Origin of the sequence: Streptomyces sp. 2114.4, assembly GCF_900187385.1 — a bacterium.
GTDB lineage: Bacteria > Actinomycetota > Actinomycetes > Streptomycetales > Streptomycetaceae > Streptomyces > Streptomyces mooreae.
The window spans coordinates 2,487,367-2,502,554 of record NZ_FYEY01000001.1; the positions used below are offsets into that span (position 1 = coordinate 2,487,367).

15 protein-coding genes are annotated in these 15,188 nt (G+C 71.7%); 2 read left to right on the forward strand and 13 right to left on the reverse strand.

From position 1 onward, the window contains the following. Nucleotides 1–12 precede the first annotated feature (12 nt). The 5 genes from CFW40_RS10860 to CFW40_RS10880 form a co-directional block, all read right to left on the reverse strand. On the reverse strand, nucleotides 13–378 hold the full coding sequence (locus tag CFW40_RS10860) for a cytidine deaminase (RefSeq protein WP_088802040.1): 366 nt from the start codon (nucleotides 376–378) through the stop codon (nucleotides 13–15). 352 nt (nucleotides 379–730) lie between these two features. Continuing rightward, nucleotides 731–2,074 carry a hemolysin family protein gene (locus CFW40_RS10865; RefSeq protein ID WP_088797595.1) on the reverse strand — a complete coding sequence of 448 codons (1,344 nt, stop codon included), beginning with the start codon at nucleotides 2,072–2,074 and terminating at the stop codon, nucleotides 731–733. 12 nt (nucleotides 2,075–2,086) lie between these two features. Beyond that, nucleotides 2,087–2,584, reverse strand: a complete 498-nt coding sequence (ybeY, locus tag CFW40_RS10870) for an rRNA maturation RNase YbeY (protein WP_088797596.1) — start codon at nucleotides 2,582–2,584, stop codon at nucleotides 2,087–2,089. A gap of 66 nt (nucleotides 2,585–2,650) precedes the next feature. Continuing rightward, on the reverse strand, nucleotides 2,651–3,655 hold the full coding sequence (locus CFW40_RS10875) for a PhoH family protein (protein ID WP_088797597.1): 1,005 nt from the start codon (nucleotides 3,653–3,655) through the stop codon (nucleotides 2,651–2,653). A gap of 254 nt (nucleotides 3,656–3,909) precedes the next feature. After that, nucleotides 3,910–5,055 carry a carbohydrate kinase family protein gene (locus tag CFW40_RS10880; protein WP_088797598.1) on the reverse strand — a complete coding sequence of 382 codons (1,146 nt, stop codon included), beginning with the start codon at nucleotides 5,053–5,055 and terminating at the stop codon, nucleotides 3,910–3,912. Nucleotides 5,056–5,121: 66 nt separating this feature from the next. On the opposite strand from CFW40_RS10880, the gene CFW40_RS10885 reads away from it, so the two are divergent. Then, nucleotides 5,122–6,462: a 6-phospho-beta-glucosidase gene (locus tag CFW40_RS10885; protein WP_088797599.1), complete on the forward strand. Its 1,341-nt coding sequence runs from the start codon at nucleotides 5,122–5,124 to the stop codon at nucleotides 6,460–6,462. A gap of 189 nt (nucleotides 6,463–6,651) precedes the next feature. Here CFW40_RS10885 and CFW40_RS10890 read toward each other — a convergent pair whose 3' ends face one another. Both CFW40_RS10890 and CFW40_RS10895 read right to left on the reverse strand, forming a co-directional pair. Then, nucleotides 6,652–7,281, reverse strand: a complete 630-nt coding sequence (locus CFW40_RS10890) for an MBL fold metallo-hydrolase (RefSeq protein WP_088797600.1) — start codon at nucleotides 7,279–7,281, stop codon at nucleotides 6,652–6,654. After that, the gene (locus CFW40_RS10895; protein ID WP_088797601.1) at nucleotides 7,281–8,366 is read right to left on the reverse strand and encodes an S-(hydroxymethyl)mycothiol dehydrogenase; all 1,086 of its coding nucleotides are present in this window, start codon (nucleotides 8,364–8,366) and stop codon (nucleotides 7,281–7,283) included. The genes CFW40_RS10890 and CFW40_RS10895 overlap by 1 nt, the downstream gene beginning before the upstream one ends. A gap of 306 nt (nucleotides 8,367–8,672) precedes the next feature. Between CFW40_RS10895 and CFW40_RS10900 the strand changes: the two genes are divergently transcribed. Further along, nucleotides 8,673–9,497 (forward strand): HAD family acid phosphatase, encoded by an 825-nt coding sequence (locus CFW40_RS10900; RefSeq protein ID WP_088797602.1) that lies wholly within the window; start codon nucleotides 8,673–8,675, stop codon nucleotides 9,495–9,497. Nucleotides 9,498–9,579: 82 nt separating this feature from the next. On the opposite strand, the gene CFW40_RS10905 is transcribed toward CFW40_RS10900, so the two are convergent. The 6 genes from CFW40_RS10905 to hrcA form a co-directional block, all read right to left on the reverse strand. After that, entirely contained in the window at nucleotides 9,580–10,485 is a 906-nt protein-coding gene (locus tag CFW40_RS10905; RefSeq protein WP_088797603.1) for a ribonuclease Z, read from the reverse strand. A gap of 6 nt (nucleotides 10,486–10,491) precedes the next feature. After that, complete coding sequence (locus tag CFW40_RS10910; RefSeq protein WP_088797604.1) at nucleotides 10,492–10,851, reverse strand: histidine triad nucleotide-binding protein; 360 nt, start codon at nucleotides 10,849–10,851, stop codon at nucleotides 10,492–10,494. 193 nt (nucleotides 10,852–11,044) lie between these two features. Further along, entirely contained in the window at nucleotides 11,045–11,788 is a 744-nt protein-coding gene (locus CFW40_RS10915) for a 16S rRNA (uracil(1498)-N(3))-methyltransferase (protein ID WP_088797605.1), read from the reverse strand. Next, the gene (locus CFW40_RS10920) at nucleotides 11,785–12,873 is read right to left on the reverse strand and encodes a nitronate monooxygenase (protein WP_088797606.1); all 1,089 of its coding nucleotides are present in this window, start codon (nucleotides 12,871–12,873) and stop codon (nucleotides 11,785–11,787) included. The genes CFW40_RS10915 and CFW40_RS10920 overlap by 4 nt, the downstream gene beginning before the upstream one ends. 96 nt (nucleotides 12,874–12,969) lie before the next feature. After that, complete coding sequence (gene dnaJ, locus CFW40_RS10925; protein ID WP_088797607.1) at nucleotides 12,970–14,106, reverse strand: molecular chaperone DnaJ; 1,137 nt, start codon at nucleotides 14,104–14,106, stop codon at nucleotides 12,970–12,972. Beyond that, nucleotides 14,107–15,123 (reverse strand): heat-inducible transcriptional repressor HrcA, encoded by a 1,017-nt coding sequence (gene hrcA / locus CFW40_RS10930; RefSeq protein ID WP_088797608.1) that lies wholly within the window; start codon nucleotides 15,121–15,123, stop codon nucleotides 14,107–14,109. Nucleotides 15,124–15,188: the final 65 nt, after the last annotated feature.

Sequence of the window (15,188 nt, forward strand, 5' to 3'; positions counted from 1 at the left end):
ACCGCCCCGCGCTCAGGCCGGTGCGTCGCCCGCCGGAACGGTGCTGCGCAGGGTGCCGTCGGGGCCGGCGACCAGGACGGGCGTCGCGGGCCCGCCGAGGTCCCGTACGGCCGCACGGTCCGCGTCGGCCGCGCGCTCGGCGTCGGTGACCACGGCCGCGGCCTCCAGGGACGTGGCCCCGCTGGCGACGGCCATCGCCACGGCCGTCTGCAGCGCGCTGAGCTGCAGCGAGTCCAGGGCGACGGTGCCGGCGACATAGGTGCGGCCGGTCTCGTCGCGGACGGCGGCGCCCTCGGGCACTCCGTTACGGGCCCGCGCCGAGCGGGCAAGCGTGATGATCTTGCGGTCTTCCGGGTCCAGCGGTGCGGCTTCGCTCATACGGGCGAGCATATGCGGGACCGCGGACGGCGGCGGGAAAGGGGGCGGCCGGTCCGGCGCCGCGGACGATGCGCGCGCGGCGCCGCGGCGGAAGGGAGAGGTGGCTGCCCCGGTCCCCCGCTCCGGGGCAGCCCGCGCGGGAAGATCTCTGTGACGATTTCTCTCACGCGTGACGGCCGCGCTTCCAGCGACCGCCCGAAGATCTTTCCATGCGGCACACGAAAGAATCCAGCCCCACCGGAGATGGCTTGCAGAACATTTCCGGTGCACTGGAGATAAGTAGCCTTGTGGATTCGATGGCGAGAATCATTCCCGTCGCCACAAAGAATTACGCGGTGAATTCCGCATCCGTTCAGCCGGCGGAACGGCCGCCCGCCCAAGGCTCCTCGGACACGTCCGCACCCTCGCTGCGCACCGGTTCGCAGACCACCGTGATGATCTTGTTGCGGCGGCCGGCCGGGGACTCCGCGGTCAGCCGGAGCGCCTTCAGGCCCGGGTCCGACGCGTCCTCGGAGAGGTCGACCTCAGCGGTGGCGCCGGCGATGGGCACCCGGCCCAGGAGCTTGGCGAGCAGCCCGCCGACCGTTTCGACGTCCTCGTCGTCCAGCTCGGCCAGCCCGTACAGCTCGCCGAGGTCGCCGATGTCCAGCCGGGCGGTGACGCGATAGCGCCCGTCGCCGAGATCTTCGACGGGCGGCAGTTCCCGGTCGTATTCGTCGGTGATCTCGCCGACGATCTCTTCCAGGATGTCCTCGATGGTGACAATGCCGGCGGTGCCGCCGTATTCGTCGATGACCACCGCGACATGATTGCGGTCCTGCTGCATTTCGCGCAGCAGATCACCGGCATTCTTGGTGTCGGGGACGAAGACGGCGGGGCGCATGGCCGTGGAGACCAGCTCGTTCTCGGCGTCGCGGCTGATGTGGACCTTGCGGGCGAGGTCCTTGAGGTAGACCACGCCGACGACATCGTCCTCGTTCTCGCCGGTCACCGGGATGCGCGAGAAGCCGGAGCGCAAGGCCAGGGTGAGCGCCTGGCGGATGGTCTTGAAGCGCTCGACGGCGACCAGGTCCGTGCGCGGCACCATCACCTCGCGGACGAGGGTGTCGCCGAGCTGGAAGACGGAGTGCACCATCCGGCGCTCCTCGTCCTCGATCAGCGACTCCTTCTCCGCGAGGTCGACCAGCGAGCGCAGCTCGGCCTCGGAGGCGAACGGGCCCTTGCGGAAGCCCTTGCCCGGGGTGAGGGCGTTGCCGAGGAGGATCAGCAGCTGCGGGACGGGGCCCATGACGCGGGCCAGCGGCAGCAGCACATAGGCGGCGGCGGTCGCGGTGTTCAGCGGATGCTGGCGGCCGATGGTCCGCGGCGAGACGCCGACGGCGACATAGGAGACCAGCACCATCACGGCGATGGCGACCGTCAGCGCCTGCCACGTCTTGTCGAAGGAGCGCAGACAGGCGTAGGTGACCAGGACACCGGCGGCCATCTCGCAGCCGACCCGCACCAGCAGGGCGACATTGAGGTAGCGGGTGGGGTCGGCGGCGACCGCGGCGAGCTTGGCGCTGCCGCGGCGGCCGGAGCGGACGGCTTCCTCGGCCCGGAAACTCGTCGTACGGGCCAGACCGGCTTCCGCACAGGCGGCGAGCCAGGCGATCACGACGAGCAGGACCGCGACCGCGATCAGCTGGGTGGTCATCACGGCGTCCCGTCAGGTCACAGTGGGGGCCGGCGAGGGCCCGGTCAGGCCCTGTTCGGTCCGCCAGCCGTCGATGATCGCCGCCTGCAGGCCGAACATCTCGGCCTTCTCGTCCGGCTCTTCGTGGTCGTAGCCGAGGAGGTGGAGCACGCCGTGGACGGTGAGCAGCTGGAGCTCTTCGTCCATGCTGTGCCCCGTCGGGGCCTCCTCGCCCTGCTTCTTGGCGACCTCGGGGCACAGCACGATGTCGCCGAGGAGACCCTGCGGGGGCTCCTCGTCGTCCTTCGCCGGCGGACGCAGCTCGTCCATCGGGAAGGACATGACATCGGTCGGTCCCGGCAGGTCCATCCACTGGAGATGGAGCTGTTCCATGGCCTCGGCGTCCACGACGATCACGGACAGCTCGGAGAGCGGGTGGATACGCATCCGGGCGACGGCGTAGCGGGCGACATCCAGGATGGCCTGCTCGTCGACGGCCGTGCCGGACTCGTTGTTGACGTCGATGGACATGGGGGAGTCGCTTCTCGCTTCTGTGTGCCGGGCACGGGCCGGCCGGTGGTCCCGGCCGGCCCGCACTCACTTGCCGTTGCGGCTGTCGTACTTCTCGTAGGCGTCGACGATACGGCCGACCAGCTTGTGGCGGACCACGTCCTGGCTGGTGAGCAGGGAGAAATGCACATCGTCGACGCCGTCCAGGATGTCCCGGACCTGGCGCAGACCGCTCTTCGTGCCGCCGGGGAGGTCGACCTGGGTGACATCGCCGGTGATGACGATCTTCGAGTCGAAACCGAGGCGGGTGAGGAACATCTTCATCTGCTCGGGGTTCGTGTTCTGTGCCTCGTCGAGGATGATGAACGCGTCATTGAGCGTTCTTCCGCGCATATATGCCAGCGGAGCGACCTCGATCGTGCCCGCGGCCATCAGGCGCGGGATGGAGTCGGGGTCGAGCATGTCGTGCAGCGCGTCGTAGAGCGGGCGCAGATACGGGTCGATCTTCTCGTAGAGGGTGCCGGGCAGGAAACCGAGCCGTTCGCCGGCCTCGACCGCGGGGCGGGTCAGGATGATGCGGTTGACCTGCTTGGCCTGCAGCGCCTGCACGGCCTTCGCCATCGCGAGGTAGGTCTTGCCGGTGCCGGCCGGGCCGATGCCGAAGACCACCGTGTGCTCGTCGATGGCGTCGACGTAGCGCTTCTGGTTGAGGGTCTTGGGCCGGATCGTGCGGCCGCGGTTGGACAGGATGTTCTGGGTGAGCACCTCGGCGGGTGTCTCACTCACCGCTCCCTCGCCGTCCTCCGCCGCGCGCAGCATGGCGATGGAGCGTTCCACTGCGTCCTCCGTCATCGGTTGTCCGGTGCGGAGCACCAGCATCATCTCGTCGAAGAGGCGCTGGACCAGAGCGACCTCGGCGGCGTCGCCGACCGCACTGACTTCGTTGCCCCGGACATGGATGTCGGTCGCCGGGAAGGCCTTTTCGATCACGCGCAGAAGGGAGTCTCCGGATCCCAGGACCGTGACCATCGGGTGCTTGGCCGGGACGGTGAACTGGGCGCGCGCGGGCGGTTGCATGGGTGTCTGCGTCATGGGGCGGCTCGGTGGCCTGCTCAACCCCCATCCTTTGCTCGTATGAGGTGCCTGCCTGCAATGACCTGCACTCGACTCCTTGGGATACAAGAGTACGACGGGGCACTGACAAGCCTGAGGTCTTTTCCTGCCGGGGGCGGCCGGGGCGCTGCCGGGGGCGGCCGGTGCGCATCCGGGGGGCCGGTGCGCTGCCGGGGGGCCGGTGAGCTGCCCAGGGGATGGCCGGTGCGCGTCCGGTCCGGCCCGGGGGCCGCTCAGGCCGGGCGGCGGAAGCCGATCGTGGGGACGGCGCGGGCCAGCGGAGCGGGCCGGTAGGCCGCGGGCAGCACCTCGTCGAGGAAGGCGTACTGGCGGCGCAGCGCGCCCGGCGCACCCGCCTCGTAGGCGCGCACCTGCTGCCACCAGCCGGCGATCTCGGCCCACCCCGGTGCGGACAGCGAGCCGCCGAATTCCTGGACGGACAGCGCGGCGCTCAGCCCCGCGAAGGCGAGCCGGTCGGCGAGCGGCCAGTCGGCGAGGGTGCCGGTGACGAATCCGGCCACGAAGACATCGCCGGCGCCCGTGGGATCCAGCTCCTCCACGGCGATGGCGGGCACCTCGGCGCTCTCCCCGGTCCGCCCGTCCACCGCGTAGGCGCCCTCGGCACCCAGCGTGACCACCGCCAGCGGCACCCGGTCGGCGAGCTTGTGCGCGGCGTCGCGCGGGGAGTTGGTGCGGGTGTAGCGCATCGCCTCCTCGGCGTTGGGCAGGAACGCCTCGCAGTGTTCGAGGTCGGCGAGGTCGGCCGGGTCCCAGCGGCCGGTGTCGTCCCAGCCCACGTCCGCGAAGATGCGGCTGCCGCGGCCGGCCGCGCAGCCCAGCCAGCCCTCCCGGCGGCCCGGTACCAGCGAGGCGATGCAGGCGCGGGACGGCGGCGGGCAGCCCGGGGCGTGCTTGCCGTCGAAGGCGAAGTCGGGCGGCGGCGCCTCGTGGCCGTGCGAGACCATCGTGCGCTCGCCCTCGTACGCCATGGAGACGGTGACCGGGGAGTGCCAGCCGGGGACGGTGCGGGACAGCGCCAGGTCGATGCCCTCGCCCTGTTCGAGCGCTTCCCAGCAGTACTCGCCGTAGTGGTCGTCGCCGAACGCGGCGGCCAGGGAGGTGCGCAGGCCGAGCCGGGCCAGCGCGGTGGCCATGTTGGCGACGCCGCCGGGGCTGGAGCCCATACCGCGGGCCCACGATTCGGTGCCGCGGACGGGGGCGCTGTCCAGGCCGGTGAAGATGATGTCCAGGAAGACGGTGCCGGTGAGATAGACGTCGGTGTACGGATCGCCGTCGGCGCGCACCGCGGCGAGCGGATCGAGGGCCGGTGGCACTGCGGCCGGTCCCGCGGGCAAAAGGTCATCGCGTCGGCTGCTCACCGTGCTCGCTCCTCTCGTATCGGCACGTGCCGCCAGTGTGCCTGATGCTGCGGTACGTTCCGCCCCATGAGGCTGACGATTCTGGGCGGGGGCGGCTTCCGGGTGCCGCTGGTCTACCGCGCGCTGCTGGACGACCCGGCGCACGCCGTCTCCGAGGTGGTGCTGCACGACACCGATCCGCGCCGGGTGGCGGTGATCGCCGAGGTGCTGACGCGGCTGGCGCGGGGGCATCCGGCGCCGGTGCCCGTACGGGTCGAGAACCGGCTGGACGATGCGCTGGCCGGGGCCGGCTTCGTCTTCTCGGCGATCCGGGTGGGCGGCACGGCAGGCCGGATCCGCGACGAGCGGATCCCGCTGTCCGAGGGGGTGCTCGGCCAGGAGACGGTCGGCGCGGGCGGTGTCCTCTACGGCCTGCGGACGGTCCCGGTGGCCCTGCACATCGCCGAGCGGATCGCGGTTCTCGCCCCCGAGGCGTGGGTCATCAACTTCACCAACCCGGCGGGCACGGTCACCGAGGCGATGTCCCAGGTGCTGGGCGACCGGGTCATCGGGATCTGCGATTCGCCGGTGGGGCTGGTGCGCCGGGCGGCACGGGCGGCCGGCGTGGACCCGGCGGCCTTCGACGACACCGGCCGGGTCGGCTACGACTACGTGGGGCTCAACCACCTCGGCTGGCTGCGGTCGTTGACACTGGACGGCACCGAGCTGCTGCCGGGGCTGCTCGCCGACGACGCCGCGCTGGGCTCCTTCGAGGAGGGCCGGCTCTTCGGCGCCGACTGGCTGCGGACCCTGGGCGCACTGCCCAACGAGTACCTGCACTACTACTACTTCCGCCGCGAAACCCTCGGCTCCGTACGGGACACCGCCGAGACCCGCGGTGAATTCCTCGACCAGCAGCAGGGCGGCTTCTTCGAGCGGGCCGCGTCAGCCGGCGGTCCGGAGGGGGCGTACGAGCTGTGGGAGCGCACCCGGCTGGAGCGCGAGGAGACGTATATGGCGCACAGCAGGGCGGCCAGTGGCGGCTGGCAGCGCGACAGCCACGACCTGGAGGGCGGTGGCTACGACCGGGTGGCGCTGGCGTTGATGCACGCCATCGTGGGCGACAGCGGGACCCGGCTGATCCTCAACGTCCGCAACGGGACGACGGTGCCGCAGCTGGCGCCGGACGCGATCGTGGAGACGGTGTGCGAGGTGACGTCGCAGGGCGCCAGGCCGCTGCCCTGCGCGCCGCTGCCCGAGGACCAGTTGGGGCTGATGCTGCAGGTCAAGGCGGTGGAGCGGGCGACGGTGGAGGCGGCGGTCTACAAGGACAGGGACGCCGCGCTGCGGGCGCTGGCGCTGCATCCGCTGGTGGACTCCCCCGCGGTGGCCGCCCGCATCCTGGAACGGGCGGCCAGGGAGGCGTGAGGGGGCTTCCTGAAGGGGCCCCTGAGGTGGCGTCGCCGCCCTTCGTCCTCCGCCGGAATACCCTCCGCCTCCGCCGCGTTGTGGCCCGCAAGGGGCGCCCGCAACCCTTACGGGATACGGCCGCCCCTCCCCTTAATGGCCCCGCGCGCCGCCGTTCGGCCCTCGCGGCCTCGGTGCCCCGCTCGCCCCTCAGTGCCCCCGCTTGATCCACTCGTCCAGATGCGGGGCCTCCGCCCCGATCGTCGTGGAGTCGCCGTGTCCGGTGCGGACCTGGGTCGTGGGCGGCAGGGTCAGCAGCCGGTCCCGGATCGAGGCCACGATCGTCGGGAAGTCCGAGAAGGACCGGCCGGTGGCGCCGGGGCCGCCCTGGAAGAGGGTGTCGCCGGTGAAGACGGTGCCCAGGTCGGGGGCGTGGAGGCAGACCGCGCCGGGCGCGTGGCCCGGGGTGTGCAGCACGGTCAGATCCGTACCGGCGATGGTCAGCACCTGGCCGTCCGCCAGCTCCGCGTCCGGCGCCGTGTCCGCGTGGGTCATCTTCCACAACGGCAGGTCGGCGGGGTGCAGATGGATCCGGGCGCCGGTGCGGGAGGCCAGCGCCGGGGCCGCGTCGATGTGGTCGTCGTGCCCATGGGTGCAGACGATCGCGCGCAGTGTCCGGCCGCCGAGGGCTTCGAGGATGGCGTCGGGGTCATGGGAGGCGTCGATGACGATCGCCTCGTCGTCGTCGCCGACGATCCATACGTTGTTGTCGACGTCCCAGGTGCCGCCGTCGAGGGAGAAGGTTCCGGAGGTGACCAGGTGGTCGATGCGGGCCGCCATCAGAGCGTCACCACCGAACGCAGGACATCGCCCGACTCCATCCGCGCGAAGGCCTGCTCCACGTCCGCGATGCCGATGGTCTCGGTGACGAACGCCCCCAGGTCGATCCGGCCCTGCAGATGCAGATCGACCAGCATCGGGAAGTCGCGGGAGGGCAGACAGTCGCCGTACCAGGAGGACTTGAGCGCGCCGCCGCGGCCGAAGACGTCCAGGAGGGGAAGTTCCAGGGTCATGTCCGGGGTGGGGACGCCGACCAGGACGACGGTCCCGGCCAGATCGCGGGCGTAGAACGCCTGCCGGTAGGTCTCGGGGCGGCCGACCGCGTCGATGACGACATCCGCGCCGAAGCCGCCGGTCAGTTCGCGGATCGCCTCGACGGGGTCGGCGGTACGGGAGTTGACCGTGTGGGTGGCGCCCATGGAGCGCGCGGTCTCCAGCTTCCGGTCGTCGATGTCCACGGCGACGATCGTGACCGCACCGGCCAGCCGCGCGCCCACCACGGCCGCGTTGCCGACGCCGCCGCAGCCGATGACCGCGACCGAGTCGCCCCGCCCGACGCCTCCGGTGTTGATCGCGGCGCCGATGCCCGCCATCACCCCGCAGCCCAGCAGTCCGGCCGCCTCGGGCGCCACCCGGGGGTCGACCTTGGTGCACTGTCCGGCGGCCACCAGCGTCTTGTCGGCGAAGGCGCCGATGCCCAGCGCCGGGGACAGCTCCGTGCCGTCCTTCAGCGTCATCTTCTGCCGGGCGTTGTGGGTGTCAAAGCAGTACTGGGGGCGGCCCCGCAGGCAGGCGCGGCACTGGCCGCACACCGCCCGCCAGTTCAGGACGACGAAGTCCCCCGGCGCCACATCGGTGACCCCGGCGCCGACCGACTCCACGACGCCGGCGGCCTCGTGTCCGAGCAGGAACGGGAAGTCGTCGTTGATGCCGCCCTGCTTGTAGTGCAGATCGGTGTGGCACACCCCGCACGTCTGGATCTTCACCACGGCCTCGCCGGGGCCCGGATCCGGCACCAGGACAGTCTCCAGCCGGACCGGTTCGTTCTTCCCCGGCGCGATCACGCCGCGCACTTCCTGTGCCATCGGAACAGCCCCTTTCAAAGATCACGTACGGGACCACTGTGGCGCACCGCCACCGATCCGTGCCTCACCGTACGCGTGCCGGGCCACCCCGCACAGGACCACGGCCGGTCCGTGATCTCCGGTCCGGGGCCGCCGGCCGCGCGCCCTCTCGGGTGCCCTCCGCCGCCAGGCCGGCGTCCGGACCGCGGCGATCTCCACGGCCAGCGCCCATGAGCCTTTACCAAGCGTTGAATCTTCGCGCGTAGATACCGACTTGATGCTCTGTTAGACCTACGAAGTCCACTGATGCCTCCCAAGGAGCCGCGCATGCCCCGCCCCGCCCGTTTCCGCCCCGCCCTCACCCGAAAGGCCCGGCTCGGCGCCGCGACGGTCGCCGCTCTCGTCACCGGCACCGCGGTCTTCGGCATAGGCCAGGCCACCGCCGAACACTCCGTGCCGCGCACCGACAAGGAGATCCCCAACCTCACGCAGGTGCAGGACAAGATCAAGGCGTACTACGGCGACACGGTGACGGCGGACGGCGAGCACTACGCCTCCCCGCACAGCAACTACGCCCGCCAGGTCCGCGGCATCGAGGCCAAGGCCCGCACTTACCTGTCCAAGGCCCTTGCGCAGCAGGGCCGGACGGGCAAGCAGGGCAAGCAGCCCAAGCCGGCCATCGTCCTCGACATGGACGACACGACCCTGCTCACCTACAACTACGAGCTCCAGGTCGGCTTCCACTACACCGAGGAGAGCCAGGACAAGTACCTGGCCCACCACGACATGGATCCGGTCTTCGGCATGAACCGGCTGGTCAACTGGGCGCACGCCAAGGGCGCCGAGGTGTTCTTCCTGACCGGGCGCAAGGAGGCGCAGCGCGACTGGAGCGTACGCAACCTCAAGAACGTCGGCTACGACGTGCCCCTGGACGCCGGGCACGTCTACCTGAAGAACAAGGAGCACCCGCCGGCCTACCTGCCCTGCGGCGCCACCTGCACGACGGTCGAGTACAAGTCGGGCACCCGCAAGCACATCGAATCCCTCGGCTACCGCGTCGTCGCCAACTTCGGTGACCAGTACAGCGATCTGAACGGCGGCGCCGGGGACCGGACGTTCAAGCTGCCGAACCCGATGTACTTCCTGCCGTAGGCAGGGGTTCCACCCCGGCGGGGCGCGGCGCACGCTCCCCGTGGCACGGCGCACGCCCGGCGGACGGACCTCCGCCGGGCGTTCAGCGCCGCTTGGGCACCGGCACCCGCATCAGGTCCTTGGCGATGGTCAGCTCGCCCGTGAAGCCCGCCTCGCGGGCCTGCCGCTCGAACTCGGTGGGGTCGTCGTAGCGCTGCGAGAAATGCGTCAGCACGAGGTGCCGCACCCCCGCCGACGCCGCGACCCGCGCCGCCTGCCCGGCGGTCAGGTGTCCGTGGTCGGTGGCCAGCCGGACGTCCTCGTCCAGGAACGTCGACTCGATCACCAGCATGTCCGCCCCCTCGGCGAGCGCATGGACGCCGTCGCACAGCCGGGTGTCCATGACGAACGCGAAGCGCTGGCCGGGGCGCCGCTCGCTCACCTCGTCGAGGGTGACGCCGTTCAGCTCGCCGAGCCGCTGCAGGCGCCCGACGTCCGGTCCGGCGATGCCGTGCGCCGCCAGCCGCTCCGGCAGCATCCGGCGCGCGTCCGGTTCGATGAGCCGGTAGCCGTACGACTCGACCGGGTGCGAGAGCTTGCGCGCCTCCAGGACGTACGCCGCCGAGCGCTCCAGCTCCCCGTCCACGGCCACCGGCCGCTGGACCAGCCGGACCGTCTCCCGGTACGCGGTGGCATAGCGCAGCCGGTCGAAGAAGTGCTCCCCACTGGCCGGGTAGTGGGCGGTGACCGGGTGCGGCACCCGGTCGAGGTTGATCCGCTGGATCACCCCGGCCAGGCCGAGCGAGTGGTCGCCGTGGAAGTGCGTGACGCAGATCCGGTGGAGGTCGTGGGCGGCGACCCCGGCGCGCAGCATCTGCCGCTGCGTTCCCTCGCCGGGGTCGAAGAGCAGCCCCTGGCCGTCCCACCGCAGCAGGTAGCCGTTGTGGTTGCGGTGCCGCGTGGGGACCTGGCTCGCGGTGCCGAGGACCACCAATTCACGTACGGACACGGTGCGTTATCCGGGGGGCCACTGCAGGCCGCGGCCACCGAGCACGTGCAGGTGGGCGTGGAAGACGGTCTGGCCCGCTCCGGCGCCGGTGTTGAAGACGACCCGGTAGCCCCGGTCCTCGACCTTGTCCTCGGCGGCGATCTCGCGGGACTCGCGCAGTATGTCGGCGATGATCTGCGGTTCGGCGGCGGCCAGGCTCGCCGCGTCCGGGTAGTGCACCTTGGGGATCACCAGGACGTGGGTGGGCGCCTGGGGATTGATGTCGCGGAACGCGACGGTGGTGTCGGTCTCCCGGACGATCGTCGCCGGAACCTCCTTCGCCACGATCTTGCAGAACAGGCAGTCGGCCTGCGGTTCTCCCGCCACCGGTGGCTCCTCCCGGGTCATCCGTCCTGCGCACGGTGCGCACGGCCTCGGATGCTACCGGGCAGGCCGTACCGGGGCGCCCACCCCACCCCCCGCCGCGCGGTCCCCGCGCCGGCCGGGCCGCACACCGCACGGGAGCGCCCGTCACCCCGAGGACCCGGACGGGGACCGCGTCTCCCTAGGGGGAGCCCCCCTAGCTCCAGCGCCCCGTGCGCCCCAGCAGCAGCGCCGTGGCCGCGGTGCCCGCCGTGGAGGTGCGCAGCACGGTCGTCCCCAAGCGGTAGGGCCTGGCGCCCGCCTCGGCGAAGAGGGACAGCTCCTCCGGGGAGACCCCGCCTTCCGGCCCGACGACGAGCACGATCCGGCCCTCGGCGGGGAGTTCGGCGGTGGCGAGCGGGGAGCTGCCCTCCTCGTGGAGGACGGCCGCGAAGTCGGCGTCGGCGAGCAGGGTGGCCACCTGCTTGGTGGTCAGCGGGTCCGCGACCTCGGGGAAGGTCAGCCGGCGCGACTGCTTGCCCGCCTCACGGGCCGTGGCACGCCATTTGCCCAGCGATTTGGCGGCCCGCTCGCCCTTCCACTGGGTGACGCAACGCGCCGCCGCCCAGGGCACGATGGCGTCCACACCGGTCTCGGTCATCGTCTCGACGGCCAGCTCGCCGCGGTCGCCCTTGGGGAGCGCCTGGACGACGGTGATGGTGGGCTCCGGCGACGCCTCGGTGCGCAGTTCAGCGACCGCGACGGTGAGCCGGTCCTTGCCCTCGACGGCGGCGACCGTGCCGTGCGCGCCGGTGCCGTGGCCGTCCGTCAGGACGACCTCCTCACCGGCCCGCAGCCGGCGCACCGACACCGCGTGCCGGCCCTCGGGGCCGTCCAGGGTCAGCGTGCCGCCGGCCCGTACGTCCGCGAGCGAATCGACGAGGAACACCGGAGCGGTCATGCGGCACCGCCGGCGCGCGGGCGGCTCAACGCGGCGCGCGCCGCGTCCAGTTCGACCGCCAGTACGTCCACGAGCTGCCCGGCGGGCAGCTCCCGCGCCAGCCGGTGCCCCTGTCCGGCCCACAGGCTCATGCCCTGCGCGTCGCCCGCCTTGGCCGCGGCCTTGCGCACCGTGGAGGTGAGGTAGTGGACGGCGGGGTAGGCGGCCGGGGCGTACGGGCCGTGCTCGCGCAGGAAGCGGTTGACCAGTCCGCGGGCGGGCCGCCCGGAGAACGCCCGGGTCAGCTCGGTATGCGTGAACAGCGGGTTGGTCAGCGCCTGCTTGTGCAGCGGGTTGGCGCCCGATTCGGGGGTGGCGAGGAAAGCGGTGCCCAGCTGCGCCATGCTCGCCCCGGCGGCCAGCACCGACGCGATCTGCGCCCCGCGCATCAGCCCGCCCGCGGCGATCACCGGGATCTGCACGGCCTCACGGACCTGGCCGAGCAGCGCCAGCAGCCCCAGCCCCGAGCCGGTCCCGTCCGCATGCGGATCGTCCCGGTGGGTGCCCTGGTGGCCGCCGGCCTCCACGCCCTGCACACACACCGCGTCGGCGCCCGACCACTGGGCGGCCTGCGCCTCGGCGGCGGTGGTGACCGTGACGACCGTGTACGTGCCGACCGCGGCGAAGGAGTCGAGGACGGCGCGCGAGGGGCAGCCGAAGGTGAAGGACACCACCGGCACCGGATCGTCCCGCAGGGTCGCGAGCTTGGCCTCGTAGCCGTCGTCGATGGGTCCGTCGGTGTCACCGAGCTCGGTCTCGTACCAGGCGGCCTCGCCCGCGAGTTGTTCGCGGTAGGCCTCGACGACGGAGCCGTCGGCCAGCGAGGGCTGCGGCATGAAGAGGTTGACGCCGAAGGGCCGGTCGGTCAGCGACCGCAGCTGTTTGATCTCCTGGTACATGCCGTCGGCGGTTTTGTAGCCGGCGGCGAGGAAGCCGAGACCGCCGGCCCCGCAGACGGCGGCGGCCAGCTCGGGTCCGGAGCCGCCTCCCGCCATCGGGGCCTGCACGATCGGATGGCGGCAGAGATCGGTCAGTGCGGTGGGCATGAGCACATCGTGTCACGCCCACCGCGCCGTTCCGAACCGGGTCCGAGGCCGCAGCGCCGCCCGGGGAACGGCTCCGGCCCCCGGGCTCACCTGGGGCTATCGCCCGTTGAACGCATCCTTCAGACGCGAGAAGAGACCCTGCTGCCCCGGCTGGAACTGCCCCGTGGGCCGCTCCTCCCCGCGGAGCTTGGCCAGCCGCCGCAGCAGGTCCTCCTGGTCGGCGTCGAGCTTGGACGGCGTCATCACCTCGACGTGGACGATGAGATCGCCCCGGCCGCCGCCGCGCAGATGCGTCACGCCGCGCTGGTGCAGCGGAATCGACTGGCCGGACTGGGTACCGGGCCGGACATCGATCTCCTCCACCCCGTCCAGCGTCTCCAGCGGGCACTTCGTGCCCAGCGCCGCCGCCGTCATCGGGATGGTGACCGTGCAGTGCAGATCGTCGCCGCGCCGCTGGAAGACCGGATGCGCCACCTCGTGGATCTCCACATAGAGATCACCGGCGGGGCCGCCGCCGGGGCCGACCTCGCCCTCGCCCGCGAGCTGGATGCGGGTGCCGTTGTCGACACCGGCCGGGATCTTGACGGTGAGCGTGCGGCGCGAGCGGATCCGGCCGTCGCCGGCGCACTCGTGGCACGGCGTCGGCACGACCGTGCCGAAGCCCTGGCACTGCGGGCACGGCCTGGACGTCATGACCTGGCCGAGGAAGGACCGGGTGACCTGGGAGACCTCACCGCGGCCGCGGCACATGTCGCAGGTCTGCGCCGAGGTGCCGGGGGCCGCGCCCTCACCGCTGCAGGTCGTACAGACGACGGCGGTGTCGACCTGGATGTCCTTGGTGGTGCCGAAGGCGGCTTCGTTCAGCTCGATGTCGAGCCGGATCATGGCGTCCTGGCCACGGCGGGTGCGCGAGCGCGGTCCGCGCTGCGACGCAGTGCCGAAGAAGGCGTCCATGATGTCGGAGAAGTTGCCGAAGCCCGCGCCGAAGCCGCCCGCGCCCTGGCCGCCGCCGGCCTGCGAGAGGGGGTCCCCGCCGAGGTCGTAGACCTGCTTCTTCTGCGGGTCCGACAGCACCTCGTAAGCGGCGTTGATCTCCTTGAACCGCTCCTGGGTCTTCGGATCCGGGTTCACGTCCGGGTGCAGCTCGCGCGCCAGCCGGCGGAAGGCCTTCTTGATCTGGTCCTGCGAGGCGTCGCGGCCGATGCCGAGGACCGAGTAGTAATCCGTGGCCACTTACGACTCCGCGAGGATTTGTCCGACGTAACGTGCCACTGCGCGTACCGCTCCCATCGTTCCGGGGTAGTCCATGCGGGTCGGTCCGACCACGCCGAGTTTGGCGACTGCCTCGTCGCCCGAACCGTAGCCGACCGTGACGACCGATGTGGACGCCAGGCCTTCATGGGCATTCTCATGCCCGATGCGTACGGTCATGCCCGAGTCCTTGGCCTCCCCGAGCAGCTTGAGCATCACCACATGCTCCTCAAGGGCCTCCAGCACCGGCCGGATGGTCAGGGGGAAATCGTGCCCGAAGCGCGTGAGATTGGCGGTGCCGCCGATCATCAGGCGCTCTTCGGTCTCCTCCACCAGAGTTTCCAGCAACACCGACAGCACTGTCGAGACCGTGCCGCGGTCGTCCTGCTCGAAGGACTCCGGAAGATCCTGCACCAACTGCGGCACATCCGCGAACCGGCGGCCGACGACCCGGCTGTTGAGCCGGGCCCGCAGATCCGCCAGGGAGGTTTCGCCGAACGGTTCCTGGCAGTCGATGAGCCGCTGCTCGACCCGGCCGGTGTCCGTGATCAGTACGAGCATCAGCCGGGCCGGGGCCAGGGCCAGCAGCTCGACGTGCCGGACCGTGGACCGGGTCAGGGACGGGTACTGCACGACGGCGACCTGCCGGGTCAGCTGCGCCAGCAGCCGGACCGTGCGGCCCACCACGTCGTCGAGGTCGACGGCGCCGTCCAGGAAGTTCTGGATCGCCCGCCGCTCCGGGCTGGACAGCGGCTTGACGCCGGCCAGCTTGTCGACGAACAGGCGGTAGCCCTTGTCGGTCGGGATCCGCCCGGCGCTGGTGTGCGGCTGGGCGATGAACCCCTCGTCCTCCAGGACCGCCATGTCGTTGCGGACGGTGGCCGGGGAGACCCCGAGCCGGTGGCGTTCGGTGAGCGCCTTGGAGCCGACCGGCTCCTCCGTCCCGACGTAGTCCTGGACGATGGCGCGCAGCACCTCCAGCCTGCGTTCACTGAGCATCCCGCGCACCTCCAGTCCGGCCGTCCGCCGCTTCGTTTCTCCTGGCACTCACACGGGCCGAGTGC

What these genes read in the sequence shown, in the direction of transcription:
- CFW40_RS10865 (WP_088797595.1), bottom strand. Translation starts at nt 2,074, where the DNA reads ATGACCACCCAGCTGATCGCGGTCGCGGTCCTGCTCGTCGTGATCGCC.
- CFW40_RS10875 (WP_088797597.1), bottom strand. Translation starts at nt 3,655, where the DNA reads ATGACGCAGACACCCATGCAACCGCCCGCGCGCGCCCAGTTCACCGTC.
- ybeY (WP_088797596.1), bottom strand. Translation starts at nt 2,584, where the DNA reads ATGTCCATCGACGTCAACAACGAGTCCGGCACGGCCGTCGACGAGCAG.
- CFW40_RS10915 (WP_088797605.1), bottom strand. Translation starts at nt 11,788, where the DNA reads ATGACCGCTCCGGTGTTCCTCGTCGATTCGCTCGCGGACGTACGGGCC.
- CFW40_RS10920 (WP_088797606.1), bottom strand. Translation starts at nt 12,873, where the DNA reads ATGCCCACCGCACTGACCGATCTCTGCCGCCATCCGATCGTGCAGGCC.
- CFW40_RS10860 (WP_088802040.1), bottom strand. Translation starts at nt 378, where the DNA reads ATGAGCGAAGCCGCACCGCTGGACCCGGAAGACCGCAAGATCATCACG.
- CFW40_RS10885 (WP_088797599.1), top strand. Translation starts at nt 5,122, where the DNA reads ATGAGGCTGACGATTCTGGGCGGGGGCGGCTTCCGGGTGCCGCTGGTC.
- CFW40_RS10900 (WP_088797602.1), top strand. Translation starts at nt 8,673, where the DNA reads ATGCCCCGCCCCGCCCGTTTCCGCCCCGCCCTCACCCGAAAGGCCCGG.
- CFW40_RS10895 (WP_088797601.1), bottom strand. Translation starts at nt 8,366, where the DNA reads ATGGCACAGGAAGTGCGCGGCGTGATCGCGCCGGGGAAGAACGAACCG.
- CFW40_RS10890 (WP_088797600.1), bottom strand. Translation starts at nt 7,281, where the DNA reads ATGGCGGCCCGCATCGACCACCTGGTCACCTCCGGAACCTTCTCCCTC.
- hrcA (WP_088797608.1), bottom strand. Translation starts at nt 15,123, where the DNA reads ATGCTCAGTGAACGCAGGCTGGAGGTGCTGCGCGCCATCGTCCAGGAC.